Origin of the sequence: Kitasatospora sp. NBC_00240 (assembly GCF_026342405.1) — a bacterium.
In the GTDB taxonomy this organism is placed as follows: Bacteria; Actinomycetota; Actinomycetes; order Streptomycetales; family Streptomycetaceae; genus Kitasatospora.
Genome location: NZ_JAPEMU010000001.1, coordinates 6094215 through 6112546 on the forward strand (window position 1 = coordinate 6094215; position 18332 = coordinate 6112546).

At 73.3% G+C, this 18332-nt stretch carries 21 protein-coding genes; 14 read left to right on the plus strand and 7 right to left on the minus strand.

All coding sequences use genetic code 11. The features are described from left to right. Positions 1-95: 95 nt before the first annotated feature. The 3 genes from mycP (at position 96) to OG689_RS25995 (ending at position 2280) form a co-directional block, all read left to right on the plus strand. Positions 96-1472, plus strand: a complete 1377-nt coding sequence (gene mycP / locus OG689_RS25985) for a type VII secretion-associated serine protease mycosin (protein WP_266323280.1) — start codon at positions 96-98, stop codon at positions 1470-1472. Positions 1473-1559: 87 nt separating this feature from the next. Further along, a complete protein-coding gene (locus OG689_RS25990; protein WP_266323281.1) occupies positions 1560-1805 on the plus strand; it encodes a hypothetical protein in 246 nt (81 codons plus the stop codon). 43 nt (positions 1806-1848) lie between these two features. After that, positions 1849-2280 carry an HIT family protein gene (locus OG689_RS25995; protein WP_266323282.1) on the plus strand — a complete coding sequence of 144 codons (432 nt, stop codon included), beginning with the start codon at positions 1849-1851 and terminating at the stop codon, positions 2278-2280. A gap of 52 nt (positions 2281-2332) precedes the next feature. Here OG689_RS25995 and OG689_RS26000 read toward each other — a convergent pair whose 3' ends face one another. After that, positions 2333-2821: a GNAT family N-acetyltransferase gene (locus OG689_RS26000; RefSeq protein WP_266323283.1), complete on the minus strand. Its 489-nt coding sequence runs from the start codon at positions 2819-2821 to the stop codon at positions 2333-2335. Between the two features lie 725 nt (positions 2822-3546). Between OG689_RS26000 and OG689_RS26005 the strand changes: the two genes are divergently transcribed. Next, positions 3547-4128: a DinB family protein gene (locus tag OG689_RS26005; protein ID WP_266323284.1), complete on the plus strand. Its 582-nt coding sequence runs from the start codon at positions 3547-3549 to the stop codon at positions 4126-4128. A 28-nt stretch (positions 4129-4156) separates the two neighbouring features. On the opposite strand, the gene OG689_RS26010 is transcribed toward OG689_RS26005, so the two are convergent. After that, positions 4157-5308: a DUF2332 domain-containing protein gene (locus tag OG689_RS26010; protein WP_266323285.1), complete on the minus strand. Its 1152-nt coding sequence runs from the start codon at positions 5306-5308 to the stop codon at positions 4157-4159. A gap of 98 nt (positions 5309-5406) precedes the next feature. Then, positions 5407-5799, minus strand: coding sequence for a sigma factor (locus OG689_RS26015; RefSeq protein ID WP_266323286.1), 393 nt, complete (start codon positions 5797-5799; stop codon positions 5407-5409). 471 nt (positions 5800-6270) lie between these two features. Here OG689_RS26015 and OG689_RS26020 point away from each other — a divergent pair, with 471 nt between their 5' ends. Next, positions 6271-7434, plus strand: coding sequence for a cation diffusion facilitator family transporter (locus OG689_RS26020; RefSeq protein ID WP_266323287.1), 1164 nt, complete (start codon positions 6271-6273; stop codon positions 7432-7434). A 155-nt stretch (positions 7435-7589) separates the two neighbouring features. Here the strand turns inward: OG689_RS26020 and OG689_RS26025 are convergent, their stop codons facing one another. Beyond that, positions 7590-8285 carry a hypothetical protein gene (locus OG689_RS26025; protein ID WP_266323288.1) on the minus strand — a complete coding sequence of 232 codons (696 nt, stop codon included), beginning with the start codon at positions 8283-8285 and terminating at the stop codon, positions 7590-7592. A gap of 323 nt (positions 8286-8608) precedes the next feature. Here OG689_RS26025 and OG689_RS26030 point away from each other — a divergent pair, with 323 nt between their 5' ends. Further along, on the plus strand, positions 8609-9628 hold the full coding sequence (locus OG689_RS26030; protein WP_266323289.1) for a hypothetical protein: 1020 nt from the start codon (positions 8609-8611) through the stop codon (positions 9626-9628). Between the two features lie 196 nt (positions 9629-9824). Here the strand turns inward: OG689_RS26030 and OG689_RS26035 are convergent, their stop codons facing one another. Next, a complete protein-coding gene (locus OG689_RS26035; protein ID WP_266323290.1) occupies positions 9825-10415 on the minus strand; it encodes an isochorismatase family protein in 591 nt (196 codons plus the stop codon). A 170-nt stretch (positions 10416-10585) separates the two neighbouring features. Beyond that, positions 10586-11899, minus strand: coding sequence for a nicotinate phosphoribosyltransferase (locus tag OG689_RS26040; protein WP_266323291.1), 1314 nt, complete (start codon positions 11897-11899; stop codon positions 10586-10588). Between the two features lie 402 nt (positions 11900-12301). Here OG689_RS26040 and clpS point away from each other — a divergent pair, with 402 nt between their 5' ends. From clpS to OG689_RS26070, 7 genes are all read left to right on the plus strand, one after another. After that, a complete protein-coding gene (gene clpS, locus OG689_RS26045; protein ID WP_073923055.1) occupies positions 12302-12595 on the plus strand; it encodes an ATP-dependent Clp protease adapter ClpS in 294 nt (97 codons plus the stop codon). Positions 12596-12678: 83 nt separating this feature from the next. After that, positions 12679-13254 carry a DUF2017 domain-containing protein gene (locus OG689_RS26050; protein WP_266323293.1) on the plus strand — a complete coding sequence of 192 codons (576 nt, stop codon included), beginning with the start codon at positions 12679-12681 and terminating at the stop codon, positions 13252-13254. Between the two features lie 209 nt (positions 13255-13463). Further along, the gene (locus OG689_RS26055; RefSeq protein ID WP_266323295.1) at positions 13464-14906 is read left to right on the plus strand and encodes an amino acid permease; all 1443 of its coding nucleotides are present in this window, start codon (positions 13464-13466) and stop codon (positions 14904-14906) included. Between the two features lie 35 nt (positions 14907-14941). Beyond that, entirely contained in the window at positions 14942-15373 is a 432-nt protein-coding gene (locus tag OG689_RS26060) for a M67 family metallopeptidase (RefSeq protein WP_266323296.1), read from the plus strand. A 171-nt stretch (positions 15374-15544) separates the two neighbouring features. Continuing rightward, positions 15545-15664, plus strand: coding sequence for a putative leader peptide (locus OG689_RS44880; protein ID WP_323189328.1), 120 nt, complete (start codon positions 15545-15547; stop codon positions 15662-15664). A 97-nt stretch (positions 15665-15761) separates the two neighbouring features. Then, complete coding sequence (locus OG689_RS26065) at positions 15762-16040, plus strand: MoaD/ThiS family protein (RefSeq protein WP_266323297.1); 279 nt, start codon at positions 15762-15764, stop codon at positions 16038-16040. Positions 16041-16133: 93 nt separating this feature from the next. After that, positions 16134-17102 (plus strand): cysteine synthase, encoded by a 969-nt coding sequence (locus tag OG689_RS26070; protein WP_266323298.1) that lies wholly within the window; start codon positions 16134-16136, stop codon positions 17100-17102. 182 nt (positions 17103-17284) lie between these two features. On the opposite strand, the gene OG689_RS26075 is transcribed toward OG689_RS26070, so the two are convergent. Next, positions 17285-17734, minus strand: coding sequence for a type II toxin-antitoxin system PemK/MazF family toxin (locus tag OG689_RS26075; RefSeq protein WP_266323299.1), 450 nt, complete (start codon positions 17732-17734; stop codon positions 17285-17287). A 225-nt stretch (positions 17735-17959) separates the two neighbouring features. Here OG689_RS26075 and OG689_RS26080 point away from each other — a divergent pair, with 225 nt between their 5' ends. Continuing rightward, positions 17960-18154, plus strand: a complete 195-nt coding sequence (locus OG689_RS26080; RefSeq protein WP_266323300.1) for a MarR family transcriptional regulator — start codon at positions 17960-17962, stop codon at positions 18152-18154. Positions 18155-18332: the final 178 nt, after the last annotated feature.

Below are 18332 nucleotides of genomic sequence, written 5' to 3' on the forward strand. Positions count from 1 at the left end.
ATCTGACCGGTCGTCCCGTAGATCTTGATCTACGGGACGACCGCTTCGCTTGAGTGGGGTGACCAGGCTTGAGGACCAGCCGACCGGTGCGCGGCATGGCCGCGCTGGCTGCAGGTGCTTTGCTCTGGGGTATGGCGGCGGGACCTGCTAGCGCTGACAATATTCGCGCCGGCCAATGGGCCCTGACCAAATATGAGGCGGAGAGCAAGGTCTGGCCGGTCAGCCAGGGTGATGGCGTAGTTGTCGCCGTGATTGACACCGGCGTTTCGGCTGACCATCAGGACTTGACCGGCCAGGTCGTGTCAGGTGTCGACTATTCGAACGCCCAGGGTGACGGCCGGACCGACACCGAGGGACACGGCACCGGAATGGCGAGCTTGATTGCCGGCCATGGCCATGGGGACCAGGCAGGTGTGATGGGGCTCGCGCCCAAGGCCAAGATTCTTCCGGTGCGGATCAAGCTCTCAGGCGATGGTGACTTTGTTCCCACTGAGGATCACTTCTCGGAAGCTCTTCGCTATGCCGTTGATCACGGGGCAAAGGTGGTCAACATGTCCTTCGGTGGTGGTGTGCGAACAAACGCACGGGCCCGCGAGGCTCTCAGCTATGCGCTTTCCAAGGATGTCGTGCTCGTGGCCAGTACGGGAAATCTAGGAAATCACGCCACTCCCGTTGCTTATCCGGCGGCCTTTCCGGGTGTGATCGCGGTAGGTGCCGTCGACCAGAATGGTCAGATGTGGGAGAAGTCGAGCTATGGCCCCGAGACCACAGTGGTAGCCCCCGGGGTTGACATCTATTCGGCGGACATCAAGTCCACCTCCGCCTACCGCAACGCGAACGGCACCTCCGACTCCACCGCCTACGTCTCCGCCATCGCCGCCCTGGTCCGGTCCAAGTACCCGAACCTTTCGGCCGGGCAGGTGATCAATCGGATCATCAAGAGCGCGGTGGCCCCGCCGGACGGCTCGGCGGTGCCCAACGACCACTACGGGTACGGGATCGCCTCGCCGTCGAAGGCCTTGGCTGCCAATCCTGCGGTCGACAACGGGCCGAAGGAGAATCCGCTGCTGTCCCGTCCGGAGTCGCAGGGGTCTCCGGATTCGCCGGATCCGGTGCCGACGGGGGACGCCAAGGATGCGGCGGCGAAGGACGGTTCCGGTGTGCCGGTCTACGTCTACGTCCTGGCCGGTGTGCTGGGGCTCCTCGTCGTGGTGGGTGTCGCCGTCCTGATCGTGCGCGGCCGGAAGAACGGCGGCAGCGGGCCGCCTCCGCCATCGGGCGGCGGGGGGTACGGGCCGCCGGCGCCCTCGCCGTACGGGCAGCCTCCGACGTACGAGCAGCCTCCGACGTACGGGCAGGCCCCGCAGGCGCCCTACGGCGGTGTCCAGCAGCAGCCGTACGGGTATCCGCAGGGGCCGCCGGCTCCGCCGTCCGGGCCGCCCGTGCCGCCGTCGGGGCAGCCGTACCGCTGACGCGCCCACGGTCAGGCGAATGGCCGGAGCAGGGCGGGGCCCTTCCGATAGTGATGGTTCTCCATCGACTATCGGAAGGGCCCTGTCATGTTCCGACCCCAGCTTCGTGTTCCCGTATCCGTCTCCGCCTTCGTCTCTCTGTTCGCTCTCGTTCTGGTCGCCGCCGTCGCGGCGGTGATGCTGGCCGCTCCGGCGCGGGCGGAGGGGTCGACCGGGCCCAAGAACCCGCAGGAGGCGGCCATTTGTTCGAGCCTGCTGAGCTGGGTGCTGCCGGGCGGCTCGGGAGCGAGTTCCGTCGACGCGCTCTGCGCGGTGCAGGGGAGCGGCAGCTGACGTTCGCCCGCGGGCTGCGAGGCTGGTGAACTAGCCTCCGGTCATGGACTGTTACAGCTGTGAGCGGGAGGCCGGGTTCGCCGGCCTCCCGCCGCGTGAGCGGATCGCCGTGGACGAGCACTGGCGGGTGGCGCATGCCGTCGGGAGTGCGCTCCCCGGCTGGCTGGTGCTGCTGCCGCGCCGTCATGTCACCACGATCGGGGATCTGACGGACGCGGAGGCGGCCGTGCTGGGGAGCTGGCAGGTCCGGCTGTCCCGTGCGCTGGGCGCCGCGACGGGGTGCGCGAAGACGTACGTCGCGCAGTTCGCGGAGGCGGAGGGCTTCTCCCACGTGCACTTCCACATCGTGCCGCGCGCCGAGGAGCACCCGGTGGAGCTGCGCGGCCCCAGGGTGTTCGGACTGCTCGGCGCGGAGCAGCCGGTCACGGACCTGCGGATGGACGAACTGGCACTCCGGATCAGGGCCTTGCTCTGACCCGGACGCCCGCCCCCGGCGGGGAGGTCCCCGCCCCGGGGCCATGCGGGGGTCAGAGCCTCCGGTACATCACGAGCAGGCTGACGTACCCCTTGTCGGGGTGGTGGAAGGCCTCGGGGACGGCGGTCAGCACCTCGAAGCCGAGGGACTGCCAGAGCGCCACCGCGCGGTGGTTGGTCTCGACGACGGCGTTGAACTGCATCGACCGGTAGCCGTCGGCCCGGGCCTGCTCCAGGACGTGGGCGCACAGGGCCCGGGCGACTCCCCGGCCGGTGTGGCGGGGGTCGACCATGAAGCCGGCGTTGGCGACGTGCGAGCCGCCGCCCATCTGGTTGCGGTGGGTCTCGGCGGTACCGAGGACGGTGCCGTCCTCGTCCACCGCGACGAAGGTCCGGCCGGGGGCCGCCTTCATCCACATCGCACGGGCGTCCGTCTCGGTGATCTCCCGGTCCCAGGTGAAGGTGTCACCGGCGGCGACGATCGTGTGCAGGAAGGGCCAGATCTGCGGCCAGTCGGCGGCGGTGGCTTCGCGAATGAACATGCCGTCCAGCATGGCTCCCACCCACCCGCCCGACCAGCGGTTTTCGGCCGCGCAGGGGGTTTGCCGCACGGGCATGCGGCCAGCTCTCCGCCGTGCTGCCGATCCGGTGCCACGCGGTCGCATGTCCAGGCAGCAACGACCGGGCGGGCTTGACCCAGAGGTTTCGCTGAGTACTTTCACGGTCACGGATGGTGGGCGCGATCCCAGGGTGGCGGGCGGTGTCAGTTGCTTCGGGGGGAGCTGTGATGAGCGACATCTGAGTGCAGCCGCGCGAGTTGCGGGCGTCGGCAGCGGCGGCCAGAAGTATCGAGGTTGACTTCGGCCGGCCGGCCGGGCGAAGCGGCGGTCGGCACCGCATCCAGCACCGCGGGGCAGCTCCTCGGCTGGTCGATGAGCGATGCACCGCAGCGGCTTGCGGGGGGCTGGGCACCGGCATTGACCGCACTGCGGAAGCGACTTGCCGACGCGGCGACCGACCTCGACACGACGGCGCAGGGGTACGAGCAGACCGAGCACGCAGTCGCCGGCGCCTTGCAGGGGCAGGCTCCACGATGAGCGGGCTCTTTGCACTTCTCACCCTGCCTTCCACCGCCCGTGCCCGCCACCCCCTGAGCCCCACCGGCAGCGGGCCCGGGCCGGGCTGGCCCGCTCCCTGGCGGCATTTCGGCGTTCCGTGGCGGGATGGCCGCTGGTGAGGGGCGTGTGGGGACCGCCACCATGGACGCATGAACACTCCGGAGAACGCCGCCACCGTCATCGCTCCCACCGCCGACGTGATCACGCCGGACGGCAAGGACTGGACCTGGGTCCTGGAGCGGTCCTGCCCCGACTGCGGTCTGGACACCCCGGCGGTGGTCCGCGAGGAGGTGGCCGGACTGGTGCGCGCCAATGCGGCCTCCTGGCTGGCGGTGCTCGACGCGGAGGAGGACGTGCTGCGCCGCCGGCCCCGGCCCGACGTGTGGTCGGCGCTGGAGTACGCCTGCCATGTGCGGGACGTCTTCCGGCTGTTCCATGTCCGGCTGAACCTGATGCTCGACCAGGACGGCCCGCTCTTCCCCAACTGGGACCAGGACGAGACCGCGCTGGCCGAGCGGTACGGCGAGCAGGACCCGAAGGCGGTGGCCGCCGACCTGGCCGAGGCGGCCGAGATCCTGGCGGGCGCCTTCGACCGGGTCTCCGGCGAGCAGTGGCAGCGGACCGGGGACCGCAGTGACGGCGCGCGGTTCACGGTCGAGAGCTTCTCGCGCTACCTGATCCACGACCCGGTGCACCACCTGCACGACGTGACGGGTGTGCCGGCGGCGTAGTGATCGGCCCTGGCAGCCAGGAGACCGGCTACGCCGGCCGTTCCTCGAACGGCCGTGCGGGCAGGCCGTGCGGTGGGGCTTCGGCCAGCACCTCCGGCTCGCCGGTACCCGCCCGGACGGTCAGGACGAAGCGGTGCCCGGCGCCGGCGCCCGGGCGGAGCGGTTCGAAGGTGAGGTGCGCGAACGGGGCCTCGGCGCTGCTGGACTCCGCCGGCCTCGTCAACTCCCGCTCGACTGCGGTCCATTCGTCCGGTGGGACGTACTGGCGCATGATCGAGTGCCAGAGCACGGTGAGGGTGGCCGGCCGGACGGTGACCTCCCGCAGGAAGGCGGCCGCGCCGATCGGCCGGACTTCGGGGGGATGTTCGGCGGCGACGGCCAGGGCACCGGCCAGGCGGGCGGTGCGCTCGGGCTGGTCCGGCCACAGGTAGGCGCGCAGGGCGAGGGCGCCGTCGGGGGAGGCGGGGTCGATCGGGCGGAGGTCGCAGCCGTGGCGTTCGGCGAAGGTGAGTGCGGGGGTGGCTGCGGCGGCCTGCCGGAGCCGGTCGGGCGGGGCGTCCTGCCAGGCGTTCCGCAGTACGACGGGGGAGTGGGCGGGGCCGTAGCCGAAGGGGCCGGCGGTGTACCGGAAGCGGTCGGCGAGCAGGTTGAGGCCTGCGCTGGCGCCCAGCTCGAACAGTCGGACGGGGTACCCGGGCGGGAGGACCCGGAGCAGGCCGGTGACCAGGAGGGTGGCCCGGCCGACCTCGTTGGTCTGCGGGGGCCGGGTCAGCCAGTCCCGGACCCAGGGCAGGTTGTCCCTGACGGCGGCACGGACGGTCGGCCAGCCGGCGTCCGGCCGACCGGGGTCGAGACGGCCGCCCGCGCGCGGGTAGTGCGCCGCGAGCCCCGGCGCGCGACCGGTCAGGACCAGCGCGTGGACGCCGCCGAGCAACCGCAGGGCGACGGCGTCCGCGCCGGGCGCGTGCTCGTACCCGGCCAGGGCCTCGGCGCACGGGCCGCCGGCTGTGACGTCCTCGGCGACGCGGCGGAGCAGGGCGCCGTACAGCGGCGAGCCGAGCCGGTCGCAGGCGGTGGCCTGCTGTTCGGTCAGCTCGGCCGTACGGGCACGAGCGGGCTGCCGAGCGGGCCGTCGCGCGGGCGCGCGGCCGGCAGGCCCGGCGGGTGGCTCGTCGGCCATGGACACACCTCCGGCTCGCCGGCCGGAGCGGGCTCACCGGCCGGGACGATCCTTCCCCGCCGGGCGGCGGACCTCCCGGCGCCACGCGGTGACGCCGGTCACCAGTCGGCGGGCTCGTGCAGCAGGGCGCGGCGCAGCCGGCCCGCCACGTTGGCGGTGTCCGAGCCGACCACGTCCGCGATCTCCGGGGCCGCGAGCCCGACCACGTAGTGCAGGATCGCCAGGTCCTCGTCGGCCGGGCCGGACCCGCGCGGTTCGGGGGCGGCGGAGGTCTCGGCCCGCAGTCTCGCGGCCACGGTGCTGCGCAGGATGTGCCAGGCCTCCGCCGTGGGGTTCCGGCTGACCAACAGGGCTCGCCAGTGCACCGCGACCTCGCAGAGGGCCTCCTGGACGCTGTCCGCCGCCTCGTCGGCGTCGGGCAGCCACACCCGGGCGTAGCTCAGATAGCGCGGTCGGTGCAGTTCGCAGAAGGCCGCGTACTCCACGGGCATGACAGGTTCCGGGGGCCTGGCACGCGAAGTGCCCGGTTCCTCCGGCGGCCCGGCGGGGCGGGGGTGACGAGTGGTCATCTCTGCCTCTCGGCAAGGGAGATGTGCGGCTGGGGGGATCTTCCGTGCTCACTCTACGGGAATCGGTCGGTGCTCAGGGTAACCAATCGGATTGGATACCCGGAACGTGATCCTTGGGGGCTGCGGCGCAGTGGTGGACGGGCGGTCCCGGGCGGGCCGCTGTCAGCCCGGTCGCGGCCGCGCCGTCCGGGGGCGTCCGGCCGTCCGTCCGCCGCCCGGGTCGCGGGCCGCTGTCCGGCCGGCGCCGGGCCGGTGCGAGCGTGCGGGGGCCGGGCCGTCCGTGCGGACCGGTGCGCAGGGGCGCGGAAGACCCACCTGCGAGGGTCTCGCACCTGGTCGGAGGGTGTAGGACGGCAGTGGCTGCAAGGGAGTTGATGTGCCACCGTAAGCCATATGGAGGTCCACGCGCATCCTCATCCGCACTCGAATCCGCACCCGCGGCCGTCTTCGAAGGTGTCTTCGAGCACGGCTTCGAAGACACCTTCGCAAGCGCCCCCGGATTCTCCTCCGGAACCGCATGCGCACGGGGGCCGTGATCACAGCCACGAGCGGGGGCACGGGGCCGGCGACCGGGCCGCCCACGGCGGCCGGGGCCACCGTCACCCCGACCCGCACGGGCGGTTGCGGCACCGGCTGGGCCACCTGCTGCGCCCGCACTCCCACGAGGCGGCCGACAAGGTCGACGCTGCCCTGGAGTCCTCCGCGGAGGGCCTGCGCACGCTCCGGGTCTCGCTGCTGGTGCTCGGGGTGACGGCGCTCGCGCAGGGCGCCGTCGTCCTGATGTCCGGCTCGGTGGCGCTGCTCGGGGACACCGTCCACAATCTCGCGGACGCGCTCACCGCGCTGCCCCTGGGCATCGCCTTCCTGCTCGGCCGGCGCGCGGCCGACCGCCGCTACACGTACGGGTACGGGCGGGCGGAGGACCTGGCGGGCGCGGTGATCGTGTTGACCGTCGCGGCCTCCGCCGTGTTCGCCGCCGTCACCGCCTTCGAGCGGCTGCTGCACCCGCAGCCGGCGACCCACCTCTGGGCGGTGGCCGGCGCCGGGCTGGTCGGCTGCCTGGGCAACGAGTGGGTGGCCCGCTACCGGATCCGCACCGGCCGCCGGATCGGCTCGGCCGCGCTGGTGGCGGACGGCCTGCACGCCCGTACCGACGGGCTGACCTCGCTCGCCGTGCTGGTCGGCGCGGCGGGCGCGGGGCTCGGGCTGCCGTGGGCGGACCCACTGGTCGGGCTGCTGATCACGGCGGCGATCCTGGCGGTGCTGCGCGGATCGGTCCGTGAGATCGGCCACCGCCTGATGGACGCGGTCGATCCGGCGCTGGTCGACGCCGCCGAGCGGGCCCTGCGCGCGGTGGACGGCGTGCGCGGCGTGGGTGCGCTGCGCATGCGCTGGATCGGTCACGTCCTGCGTGCCGAGGCCGAGGTGGTGGTGGACGGCACGCTCTCGGTGGTGGCCGCGCACCGGGTCGCGGAGGCGGCCGAGCGGGCGCTGATGGGGGCGGTGCCCCGGCTGCTCGGGGCCACCGTGCACATCGACCACGAGCCGCCCGGGTGAACGGTCCTGAGGGTGGGTCAGGAGCTGGACGGGGTCGCACGGGGTCCTGAGGGCCCGCTGGCGGCCCGTCGGGGGCCGGCCGCCCGGCGGCGGGCCCCCGACGGCGCCGGGCGGCCCTTCGGCCGCCCCTCGGGGCGGCCGGGCCGTCCGTGCTCTCAGCAGCTGCGGCCGGCTTCCGCCGCGCCGACCCGGGCGCCCGCCGCGGAGCGGTCGGTGGCGGCGCGTCCGGCGCCCTGCGGGGTTGCGCCGGCCGGGCCGGCTTTCCGGGCCCGGTCGGAGCAGTCCATCCGGTCGGCCGCGGTGGCGCGTTCGACCTGGGCCGGGAAGGCCTCGACCGCGCGACGCCTGGCCCGTTCGGCACCGGCGGCCGCGGCCGCCGCTGCGGCGCCCGCGGCCGCGGCGGCCCTGGCGGTGTCGCTCGTGGCGGCGTCGGCTCCCAGGCTCTCGGCTCCCACGCTCTCGGATCTCGCGCTGTCCGCTCTCGCGCTGTCGGACCCGGCCTCGGCTGTGCCGTCCGCCAGTCTGCCCCGGGCGGCCCGGGCGGCGTTCTCCTCGACGGCCTGCCGGGCGGCGAGGTAGGCCTGGACGACCGCCATGCCGTACACCGGCTGGATCAGCTGGTGCCCTTTGAAGAACGGTCGGGCGGGTGCGAAACCGGCCGCGACCACCAGGTCCCGGATCTCGGCTATCTCGTCCTCGGTCCGGGCGGTGAAGCGGACCTCCCAGCCCTTCTTGTACGTATGACCCTGTTCGCCGCTGCGGCGTGCGAGGTCGGGCTGGCGGACGTATCCGGGGAGACGGCCGAGGCGCAGCAGGGCCGCGCGAAGGCCGGAGGTCTCGTCACGTGACATGGAGTAAGGGTAGGCAATCTTACGGACGGGAGGGACTCCCGTGAGGGGCTTCGGCGTATGGTCCTGGTCACCCACGGTCAAACGCCCTGGTCTGTGGTCCGGGCCGGCCGGTCCGGCGGGCCGAGCCGCTCGCCGGAGGCCGCGTCGGGCAGCCGGGCAGGGGATACCGGGGCCGCCCACGATGACAACCTTAAGGCCGCCGATTACTCCGAACGAGTGAGGGTATGGGGACTTTAGCGCAGACTGGTCCCGGTTTCGCGACGTTTGGGTAACAGTGCGTCAGGCAACCGATGGCCGGACGGGCTGTTGGGGATGGTGTCGGCATGAGCTACCAGATTCCTTCGCCGTCGCCGTCTCTGGAAGAACTGGCGAAGCGTCAGCAGAATGTCATCACCGCCGGCCAGCTGCGCGCCCGGGGCGTGCCGTCCCGGGTGATCAGCGAGCACTGCCGCCGGGGCGGCCCCTGGCAGCGCCTGCTGCCCAGGGTCTACCTGCTCCAGGACGGCGAGCCGACCCCTGAGCAGCGGATCTGGGCCGCGTTGCTCTACGCCGCGCAGAACGGGCGCGAGGACGGCCGCCGGGACGGTGCGGTGATCACCGGTGCGGCCGCCCTCGCACTGTACGGGTTCGCCGCCGTCCCGCGGCTGCCGGCCCTCACCGGGGTGGAGGTGCTGGTGCCGCGTCAGCGCCGGCTGAAGGATGCGGGGGAGGTGCGGATCCGTCGCACGGCAAGGGAGTTGGAGGCGCACTCGGTGCACGGGCTGGCCTGTGCGCCGGTCGCCAGGGCGGTCGCGGACGCGCTCCGGGAGTGGACCGATGCCGGCGGCCCGGAGGATGGCGCGCAGCCGGTCCGGGCGGTGCTGCGCGAGGCGGTGGCGCTGCCCGAAGCCCGCTGCACCATCGCCGAGTTGCTCTCCGAGCTGATCGAGGCGGACCTGCTCGGCGAGGCCCGGATCCGGGCCGCCCTGGACGAACTGCTGACCGAGGCCCGGGAGTCGGCGATCGAGCTGGCGCTCCGGCTGGTCGACGACTGGCTGCTGCCCGTCCCGCTGGCCGGCCCCGAACTGCGGATGCGCGGCGGGACCTTCATCGCCGTACCGGACCTCTACTGGCCGAAGGCCGGGGTCGCGCTGGAGATCGACCCGGAGCTGCGCTGCGTCAGCGCGGGGGAGTCCGCCTGGGCGCGCGGCGGCCGGCACCGGCTGGAGTACGTGGGGGTGCGGGTGGTGCAGGTGTCGGGGCGGCGGCTGGCCGCCGAGCCCGAGGCGGTCGGCGCCGAGCTGCGGCAGGCCGTCGCGCTGGGCGGGACCGACCTGGTGGAACTGCTGGCCGCCGAGCGCTGACCCGCCCGCCCGGCGCCTGCGGCGTCGGCCCTTTCGGCCCTGTCGGCCTGTTGCGCCTGGCCCGTCGCGTCGGCCCGTCGCGTCGCCCGTCGCGCCCGGCCCTGGCGTCCGCGATCGGCGTCCGCGGAGTCCACGGCCGAACCGTCCCGGCCTCCGGCCTCCGTCCAGGGCGACCCGCCCGCGACCGGGGTGAGGGCTACCCGCCCACCACCGGAGTGCCGACCAGCACGACCCCCGCGGCCCGGAGTTCTTCCAGCGCGGCGGTGGTGGTGTCCGGTGCCACGCCCGCCGTGAGGTCCAGCAGGACGCGGGTGGTGAACCCGGCCCTGGCCGCGTCCAACGCGGTCGCCCGGACGCAGTGGTCGGTGGCGATGCCGACCACGTCCACCTCGGTGACCTGGCGTTCGCGCAGCCACTCGGCCGCGCCCAGGTTGTTCTCGTCGAGGCCCTCGAAGCCGCTGTAGGCCGCCGAGTAGGCGCCCTTGTCGAAGACCGCCTCGATCGCGCCGGAGGTGACGGAGGGCGCGAAGTTGGGGTGGAAGCCCACGCCCTCGGTGCCCGCGACGCAGTGCACGGGCCAGCTGTCGACGAAGTCGGGCTCGGCGGAGAAGTGCGCGCCGGGGTCGATGTGATGGTCCCGGGTGGCCACGATGTGGTGGTAGGCGGGGGACGACTCGGCGATCAGGTCGGTGATCGCGGCGGCTACGTTGGCGCCTCCGGCGACGGCCAGGCTGCCGCCCTCGCAGAAGTCGTTCTGCACGTCGACGACGATCAGTGCCCGGTGCATGGGTCGCATCCTCGGTTGTGAAGGTGGTGGGGCAGGTAAGTGGTGGGGCTGGGTGCTGGCAACTCTAGGGAGTGACGTGCCCGGGCGGAAGTGCCGCGGGGCGCGTGCGCCCCGACTCGCTCCGCCCGGCCGGGGTGCCCCGGGGCCGGACCGGCCGTCCGGCGCCCGGGTCAGGCGGTCCGCTCGGTGGTCAGGACCGGCTCGCCCTTCGACAGCTGGGTGGCCGACAGCGGCAGGGCGCCGAGGGACCGCAGGTGCCGCTCGCGGGCTGCCGCCAGCGGCTCGCGCCCGACGCTCTCGCCGTTCAGGACCAGCGGGACCTGCAGCAGGTGGGCGGCCAGCTCCTCGGGGACGGGGCCGGTGCCGATCACCTCGGCCTCGGCGACGCCGTCCGCGTCGGGCCGCCGGGCGGCCCACTTGCGGCCGCCGACGCTGCTCTTGGCGCCGGCCGAGCGCTTGGCGACCGGCACCAGCGGCCCGCCCGGGACGCTCTCCCTGGCGACCAGCTTGTAGACCATCGCGCAGGTCGGGTGGCCGCTGCCGGTGACCAGGCTGGTGCCCACCCCGTACCCGTCGACGGGGGCGGCGGCGAGCGCGGCGATGGCGTACTCGTCCAGGTCGGAGGTGACGATGATCCGGGTCTTGCGGGCGCCGAGGTCGTCCAGCTGGCGGCGGACCCGGTGGGCGAGCAGGGTCAGGTCGCCGGAGTCGATCCGGACGGCGCCGAGCTCCGGGCCGGCCACCTCGACGGCGGTGCGGACGGCCTCCTTCAGGTCGTAGGTGTCGACCAGCAGGGTGGTGCCGCGGCCCATCGAGTCGATCTGCGCGGTGAAGGCGTCCCGCTCGGTGTCGTGCAGCAGGGTGAAGGCGTGCGCGGCCGTCCCGGTGGTGGGGATGCCGTGGGTGAAGCCGGCCTGCAGGTCGGAGGTGGCGGTGAAGCCGGCCACGTAGGCGGCCCGGGAGGCGGCCACGGCGGCGCTCTCGTGCGCCCGCCGGGCGCCCATCTCGATGCACGGGCGCCCGCCGGCGGCCGAGGTCATCCGGGAGGCGGCGGCCGCGACGGCCGAGTCGAAGTTGAGGATCGACAGGATGACCGTCTCCAGGATCACCGCCTCGGCGAAGCTGCCCTCGACGGTGAGCAGCGGCGAGCCGGGGAAGTACACCTCGCCCTCGGGATAACCGTGGATGTCGCCGGTGAAGCGGTAGTCGGCGAGGTAGCGCAGGGTGTCCTCGTCGACCACGTCCTGGTCGGCGAGCCAGTCGAGCTGCGGGGTGGTGAAGCGGAAGTTCTCCACCGCGTCCAGCACCCGGCCGGTGCCTGCCGTCACGCCGTAGCGGCGGCCGTTGGGGAGGCGGCGGGTGAACACCTCGAACACGGAGCGGCGGTGCGCGGCTCCGCTGCGCAGGGCGGCCTGCAGCATGGTGAGCTCGTAGCGGTCGGTGAGCAGCGCGGTCGAGCCGGCCGCGCGGGAAGTGGCGTCCATGGGGAGGATGCTACTACCACTTAGCGTCAGTTTGACGATTTCTCCGCCGGGATGTTCCGCCGAGCTTCGAAAATTCGTGCGGCCGTCACCCGCCGCCCGCTCCGGCGCCGGTTCCCGGACGCCGCGCCCGCCGCCCGCCGCCCGTCCGGCGCCCTGTCGGCGGACCGTCCGTAGCACTGCCCCGCGGTCCGTCCCGCGCCGCGCGGCCGGGCCTCGCGCCATGCCGGGAGCCGCCCCGGGGAGCGCCCTTCGGTGCGTACCGCCCGGCCGGGTTCGGCCGTTCCGGCAGGGTCTGTCCGGTTCCTCCCGTCGATCCCGGGCCGGAATCGCCCACGGGTCCCCCGGATGGCAGCATGGGGAGCGAAAGAGCATGTGGGAAGCGTGCGAGGAGGAGAGCCAGCGGTGAGTGTCGCGCCCGTCGAGATCGAGCGCCCGGAGGTCGAAGGCCTGCCGGTGGTGGAGCCGGACACACCGTGGGTGACGATCGTCCACAACGACCCGGTCAACCTGATGAGCTACGTCCAGTACGTCTTCCAGGCCTACTTCGGCTACCCGAAGGACAAGGCCAGGAAGCTCATGATGGAGGTGCACACCAAGGGCCGGTCGGTGGTCTCCAGCGGGTCCCGCGAGGAGATGGAGCGCGACGTCCAGGCGATGCACGGCTACGGCCTGTGGGCCACCCTTCAGCACGACTGACGCCCCGGCGGCCCGCGGGAGCGGGCCGGACGCGGGCGCACCGGTGCTACCGAGCAGACGACGAGACGGGCTGACCGATACAGATGGCTGGGTTGTTCGAGAGTGCCGGCGGCGGTGGCGCGGCGATCGCGCTGGACGAGCTGGAGGCCTCCATCCTGCGCTCGCTGGAAGTGCAGATGCTGGAGCTGATCGGGCCGGGGCCGGGGGAGGGCAGTGACGACCCGCTCGCGGCCCTGTTCGCCGAGGGTCCGTCCGAGGCCCCCAGCGACCCGGCGCTCGCCCGGCTCTTCCCCGACGCGTACGGCGAGCCGGGCGCGCCCGCCGACGCCGACACCAGGGAGGCGGCCGCGGAGTTCCGCCGCTACACCGAGCTCGACCTGCGGGCGCGCAAGCGCGACAACGCGCTGCACGTGGTCCGGGCGCTGGACGGGCTCGGCGGTGAGGGCGGCGTACTGAAGCTGGCGGCGTCGGACTGCCAGCACTGGCTGGGCGCGATGAACGACCTGCGGCTCACCCTGGCGGCCCGGCTGGAGATCACCGAGGAGGACGAGCAGGGCCTCTACCGGCTGCCCGACAGCGACGAGCGCAAGCCGCTGGTGATGGCGTACCTGTGGCTCGGCGGCATGCAGGAGTCGCTGCTGGAGGCGATGGCCGACTGACCCGCCGTCCGGCGGCGCGGGCCACCGGCCCGCGGCGCCGCGCGCGACCCCTCGCCCCCTGTCCGAATCGTGGACAGGGGGCCGCCGCATTCCCGGGCGAATCGGGCGAAACGCTGACCTGACATGCTCAAATATCGCTCAGATGCGCACCGTTATCCGGGCATCGCGTGGTACGACTGCTCCACCCCACGAGAGCAGGACGGTGCACCATGGCCGAGCAGATCTACGACGAGGTGTCGGATCCCCGACCGGACGAAGAGGGCTACGCCCGCGGTCTCGGCAGCCGGCAGATCCAGATGATCGCGATCGGCGGGGCGATCGGCACCGGCCTCTTCCTGGGCGCCGGCACCGCGATCTCCAAGGCGGGGCCCAGCCTGATCCTGTCGTACGCCGTCGCCGGCGTGGTGATCTTCGTGATCATGCGCGCGCTCGGCGAACTCCTCACCTACCGGCCGGTGTCGGGCAGTTTCGCCGAGTACGCCCGGGAGTTCCTCGGCCCGTTCGCGGGCTACGTGACCGGCTGGACGTACTGGCTGTTCTGGGTCGTCACCGGCATGGCCGAGACCACCGCGGCCGCCGTGTACGTGCGGTTCTGGGAGCCGGGGATCCCGCAGTGGTGCAGCGCGCTGGTCTTCCTGCTGATCCTCTACGCGGCCAACCTGATCTCGGTGAAGCTGTTCGGGGAGATCGAGTTCTGGTTCTCGATGGTCAAGGTGACGGCCATCATCGGCATGATCCTGATCGGCATCGGCGTCCTCACGCTGGGCTTCAGCGACGCGGGTGACACCGCGTCGATCACCAACCTCTGGCAGGACGGCGGCTTCTTCCCCAAGGGCGTCGGCGCCACCGTGATGACCCTTCAGATCGTGATGTTCGCCTACCTGGGCGTCGAGTTGGTCGGTGTCACGGCCGGCGAGAGCGAGGACCCGCAGAAGACCCTGCCGCGCGCCATCAACACCCTGCCCTGGCGGATCGGCCTGTTCTACATCGGGGCCCTGACGGTCATCCTGTGCGTGGTGCCGTGGACCGAGTTCCAGCCCGGCGTCAGCCCGTTCGTCGCCGCCTTCGGCAAGATCGGTATCCCGGCGGCGGCCGGCATCATCAACTTCGTGGTGCTCACCGCGGCGCTCTCCTCCTGCAACTCCGGGATGTACTCCACCGGCCGGATGCTGCGCGACCTCGCCCTGCGCGGCCAGGCGCCCCGCCGGATGGGCGCGCTGAACGGCCGGCGCACCCCGGCGGCGGCGATCACCGCCTCCACCCTGCTGATGGGCCTGGGCGTGGTGCTCAACTACCAGGTCCCCGCCAAGGCGTTCGAGTACATCACCTCGGTCGCCACCGTCTGCGGACTGTGGACCTGGGCGATGATCCTGATCTGCCAGATCCGCTACCGCGCCGCCTGGCAGAAGCGGCACCTGCCGGAGCCCGGCTTCAAGGCGCCGACCGGCGTCTGGTCCAGCTGGGCCGCGCTGGCCTTCCTGGTCCTGGTGGTCGTCCTGATCGCCTTCGACGAGGACAGCCGGATCTCGCTGTACGTCTTCCCCGCCTGGGCCGCCTTCCTGGTGATCGGCTACCAGGTGCTCAAGCGCCGCAGGCCGGAGGCGGTCCACGGGGTGCCGCACGACCACCTGCACGCCGGCGGCGGACGGTGAGTCCGGGCCCGGAGCACGCTGGCTATCCTGGCCGCATGCTGACCATCACCCGCGAACTGCACGACGCGATCGTCGCCCACGCCCGGGCCGACCACCCGGACGAGGCCTGCGGCGTCATCGCCGGACCGGCCGGCACCGGCCGGCCCGAGCGGTTCATCCCGATGCTCAACGCGGCGCGCTCGCCCACGTTCTACGAGTTCGACTCCGGCGACCTCTTCAAGCTCTACCGCGACATGGACGACCGCGACGAGGAGCCGGTGGTCGTCTACCACTCGCACACCGCGACCGAGGCCTACCCCTCGCGCACCGACGTCTCGCTCGCCTCCGAGCCGCACGCCCACTACGTGCTCGTCTCCACCGCCGAAGGTACCGAGCCCGGCGACCCGTTCCAGTTCCGCTCGTACCGGATCGTGGACGGGGAGATTACGGAGGAAGACGTCCAGGTCGTCGAGGCCTACCAGCCCTGACCGCACCCACCTGGATTCCGGCCCGCCGGGCGCCCACCAGCGCCCGGCGGGCCTTCGCACGCCCCCGGCCGAATCCCCGCCGTCCACCCGAATCTCATCAGGAGATACAGAATCATCCGGATCGCGAGACGGGAATGTCGGAGCGGGGCCGGGAATCTATACGATGAGCCCATGCGTTCCGTCGATGTGAGCACTCAGGCACCGGGCATCCGCCTCGTGGCGCGCCTGCACGTCGACCTGTGCCGGCTCGCCAGCGCGATCTGTCCCGGTACGTCCGCCGGCTCCCGCTGAGCCGCCCGCCCCGGCCTGCCACCCGGCACCGACGCCCGGGGCCACGCCCTGCCGCGCCCCTGCGGCCCACCCATTCCACCTGCACAGGAGCGCATTCATGGCCATCGAGGTCCGCATCCCGACCATCCTCCGTACCTACACCGACGGCGCCAAGGCCGTCGAGGGCTCCGGCGCCAACCTCGGCGAGCTCATCGCGGACCTCGACGCCCGCCACCCCGGCATCGCCGCCCGGCTGCTGGAGGGCGGCGACCTGCGCCGCTTCGTGAACGTGTACCTGAACGACGAGGACGTCCGGTTCCTGGAGGGCATCTCCACCGCCCTCGCCGACGGCGACAACGTGACCATCCTCCCCGCCGTGGCCGGCGGCGCCCGCTAGCCGGGCCCGGGCCCGTCCGCCGGCACCGGCGGACGGGCCGACGCGCTCCACCACCCTCACCCACGCCGCACCCGCCCGCCGCCGGAGGCTCCCTTGCGTTACGACAGCCCGCTCGAAGCCGTCGGCAACACCCCGCTGGTGCGGCTGCCCCGGCTCTCGGCCGGCGTCCCCGGCAACGAGGCCGGCCAGGTCTCGCTCTGGGCCAAGCTGGAGGACCGCAACCCCACCGGCTCCATCAAGGACCGCCCGGCGCTGCACATGATCGAGCGCGCCGAGGCCGCCGGCCTGCTCACGCCCGGCTGCACGATCCTGGAGCCGACCAGCGGCAACACCGGCATCTCGCTCGCCATGGCCGCCAAGCTCAAGGGCTACCGGATGGTCTGCGTGATGCCCGAGAACACCAGCGAGGAACGCCGCGAACTGCTGCGGATGTGGGGCGCCGAGATCATCGGCTCGCCCGCCGCCGGCGGCTCCAACACCGCGGTGCGGATCGCCAAGGAGATCTCCGCCGAGCACCCCGACTGGGTGATGCTCTACCAGTACGGCAACCCCGACAACGCGGGCGCGCACTATGCCACCACCGGCCCCGAGATCCTCGCCGACCTGCCGACCGTCACCCACTTCGTGGCGGGCCTCGGCACCACCGGCACCCTGATGGGCGTGGGCCGGTTCCTGCGCGAGAAGGTCCCCGGCGTGCAGATCGTCGCCGCCGAGCCGCGCTACGACGACCTGGTCTACGGCCTGCGCAACCTCGACGAGGGCTTCGTCCCCGAGCTGTACGACGCCGAGGTGCTCACCACCCGCTTCAGCGTGGGCTCGGCGGACGCCGTCCGCCGCACCCGGGAGCTCCTCCAGCAGGAGGGCATCTTCGCGGGCGTCTCCACCGGCGCCATCCTGCACGCGGCGGTGGGCGTCGCCCGCAAGGCCGCGGCGGCCGGCGAGCGCGCGGACGTGGTTTTCGTGGTCGCGGACGGCGGCTGGAAGTACCTCTCCACCGGCATCTACACCGCCGAGAGCACCGAGGACGCGGTCGAGGCCCTGCAGGGCCAGCTCTGGGCCTGACCGGCCACGCCCGGCGGCCCACCGGACAGGCGTCCGGAGCTCCGGCACCCACGCGCAGGCGCCCACGCGCAGGCGCCCGGAGCGCCCCCTGCCCTGAGCGCCCTCTGCCCTGAGCGCCCTCTGCCCTGAGCGCCCTCTGCCCTGAGCGCCCGTGGCCGGGCGCTCCCGGCCCGGGCGCCAGGTCAGCCGCTGCGCCGGGCCCGCGCCCAGGTCCGCTCGTCGAGCGGGCCGATCCGGCGGCGGAACGCGGACAGCGGCACCTCCCGCAACTCGTCCGTCTCCAGCCAGCTGGTCCGGCCCCGGGCGTCGCCCACCGCGCCCGGCGGCAGCGCCAGCACCCCGGGGCGCTCCGCGTGGTGCTTACTGGTGATCTTCGCGACGGTCGCCGTCCGGCCGTTCACCCGCAGGACCAGGCACGGGCGGTCCTTGGCCCCGGGACCGTCCTCGAACGGGACCTCGGCCCACCAGATCTCCCGCGGCACCGGCCGCCCGCCCCGCCCGCCCCGCGCCGGCCGTGAGCCGGCCCCCGGCGGGCGCCCGGGCCCCGGACGCCGCCGCGACCTGCGCGCCAGCACCCCCACCAGCACGGCCAGCGCCACCGCCGCGGCTCCGACCACCCAGTACGCGTTCACACCCAGTACCCGTTCATCCGCCCGACCGTACCCGGCCGGGCCGGGGCCCGGAACTCCCCCCACCACGGTGACCGCCGTGACACTTGGGCATTTATCCGTTCGCTGTCCCTGATTCGTCGCAAAACAGTCACCGCGTCCGATCCACGGCCAAGTCGCCCGGCCGGACGGAAAGGCTGGACCCGCAGCCGAGGCCGGCCTCGGAGCTCCCCGCCCGAAGGTGGCCCCATGACCCCGAGCAGCACCGATCTCTGGTCGTACGCCGAGATCGCCCGCCACATCAGCGTCCAGCCCGAGACCGTCCGCAACTACCGCCGGCACGGGCTGCTGCCCGAACCCGACCTGCACGACACCGCCGGGCACCCCCGCTGGTACGCCGACACCATCAGGACCTGGGCCCGCAGCCGCCCGCGCCACCGCTGACCGGCCCCCATCCCGCCGGTCCTCCCGCCCCGCCGACCCTCCCCTCGTCCGGTTCGCCCCGCCCACGGCCGCCGCCCGAGCACCGCCCGCACTCCCGTCCGGGCCCCGCGCGCACTCCCGGCCCCGGCGCGCCGGTGGCCGCGCGCGCCGCCCGCCACCGTCCCCGTCCCGCAGCGTT

Coding starts and splice junctions, on each gene's coding strand:
- mycP (WP_266323280.1), top strand. CDS start 96: ATGGCCGCGCTGGCTGCAGGTGCTTTGCTCTGGGGTATGGCGGCGGGA.
- OG689_RS25990 (WP_266323281.1), top strand. CDS start 1,560: ATGTTCCGACCCCAGCTTCGTGTTCCCGTATCCGTCTCCGCCTTCGTC.
- OG689_RS25995 (WP_266323282.1), top strand. CDS start 1,849: ATGGACTGTTACAGCTGTGAGCGGGAGGCCGGGTTCGCCGGCCTCCCG.
- OG689_RS26000 (WP_266323283.1), bottom strand. CDS start 2,821: ATGTTCATTCGCGAAGCCACCGCCGCCGACTGGCCGCAGATCTGGCCC.
- OG689_RS26005 (WP_266323284.1), top strand. CDS start 3,547: ATGAACACTCCGGAGAACGCCGCCACCGTCATCGCTCCCACCGCCGAC.
- OG689_RS26010 (WP_266323285.1), bottom strand. CDS start 5,308: ATGGCCGACGAGCCACCCGCCGGGCCTGCCGGCCGCGCGCCCGCGCGA.
- OG689_RS26015 (WP_266323286.1), bottom strand. CDS start 5,799: ATGCCCGTGGAGTACGCGGCCTTCTGCGAACTGCACCGACCGCGCTAT.
- OG689_RS26020 (WP_266323287.1), top strand. CDS start 6,271: ATGGAGGTCCACGCGCATCCTCATCCGCACTCGAATCCGCACCCGCGG.
- OG689_RS26025 (WP_266323288.1), bottom strand. CDS start 8,285: ATGTCACGTGACGAGACCTCCGGCCTTCGCGCGGCCCTGCTGCGCCTC.
- OG689_RS26030 (WP_266323289.1), top strand. CDS start 8,609: ATGAGCTACCAGATTCCTTCGCCGTCGCCGTCTCTGGAAGAACTGGCG.
- OG689_RS26035 (WP_266323290.1), bottom strand. CDS start 10,415: ATGCACCGGGCACTGATCGTCGTCGACGTGCAGAACGACTTCTGCGAG.
- OG689_RS26040 (WP_266323291.1), bottom strand. CDS start 11,899: ATGGACGCCACTTCCCGCGCGGCCGGCTCGACCGCGCTGCTCACCGAC.
- OG689_RS26050 (WP_266323293.1), top strand. CDS start 12,679: ATGGCTGGGTTGTTCGAGAGTGCCGGCGGCGGTGGCGCGGCGATCGCG.
- OG689_RS26055 (WP_266323295.1), top strand. CDS start 13,464: ATGGCCGAGCAGATCTACGACGAGGTGTCGGATCCCCGACCGGACGAA.
- OG689_RS26060 (WP_266323296.1), top strand. CDS start 14,942: ATGCTGACCATCACCCGCGAACTGCACGACGCGATCGTCGCCCACGCC.
- OG689_RS44880 (WP_323189328.1), top strand. CDS start 15,545: ATGCGTTCCGTCGATGTGAGCACTCAGGCACCGGGCATCCGCCTCGTG.
- OG689_RS26065 (WP_266323297.1), top strand. CDS start 15,762: ATGGCCATCGAGGTCCGCATCCCGACCATCCTCCGTACCTACACCGAC.
- OG689_RS26080 (WP_266323300.1), top strand. CDS start 17,960: ATGACCCCGAGCAGCACCGATCTCTGGTCGTACGCCGAGATCGCCCGC.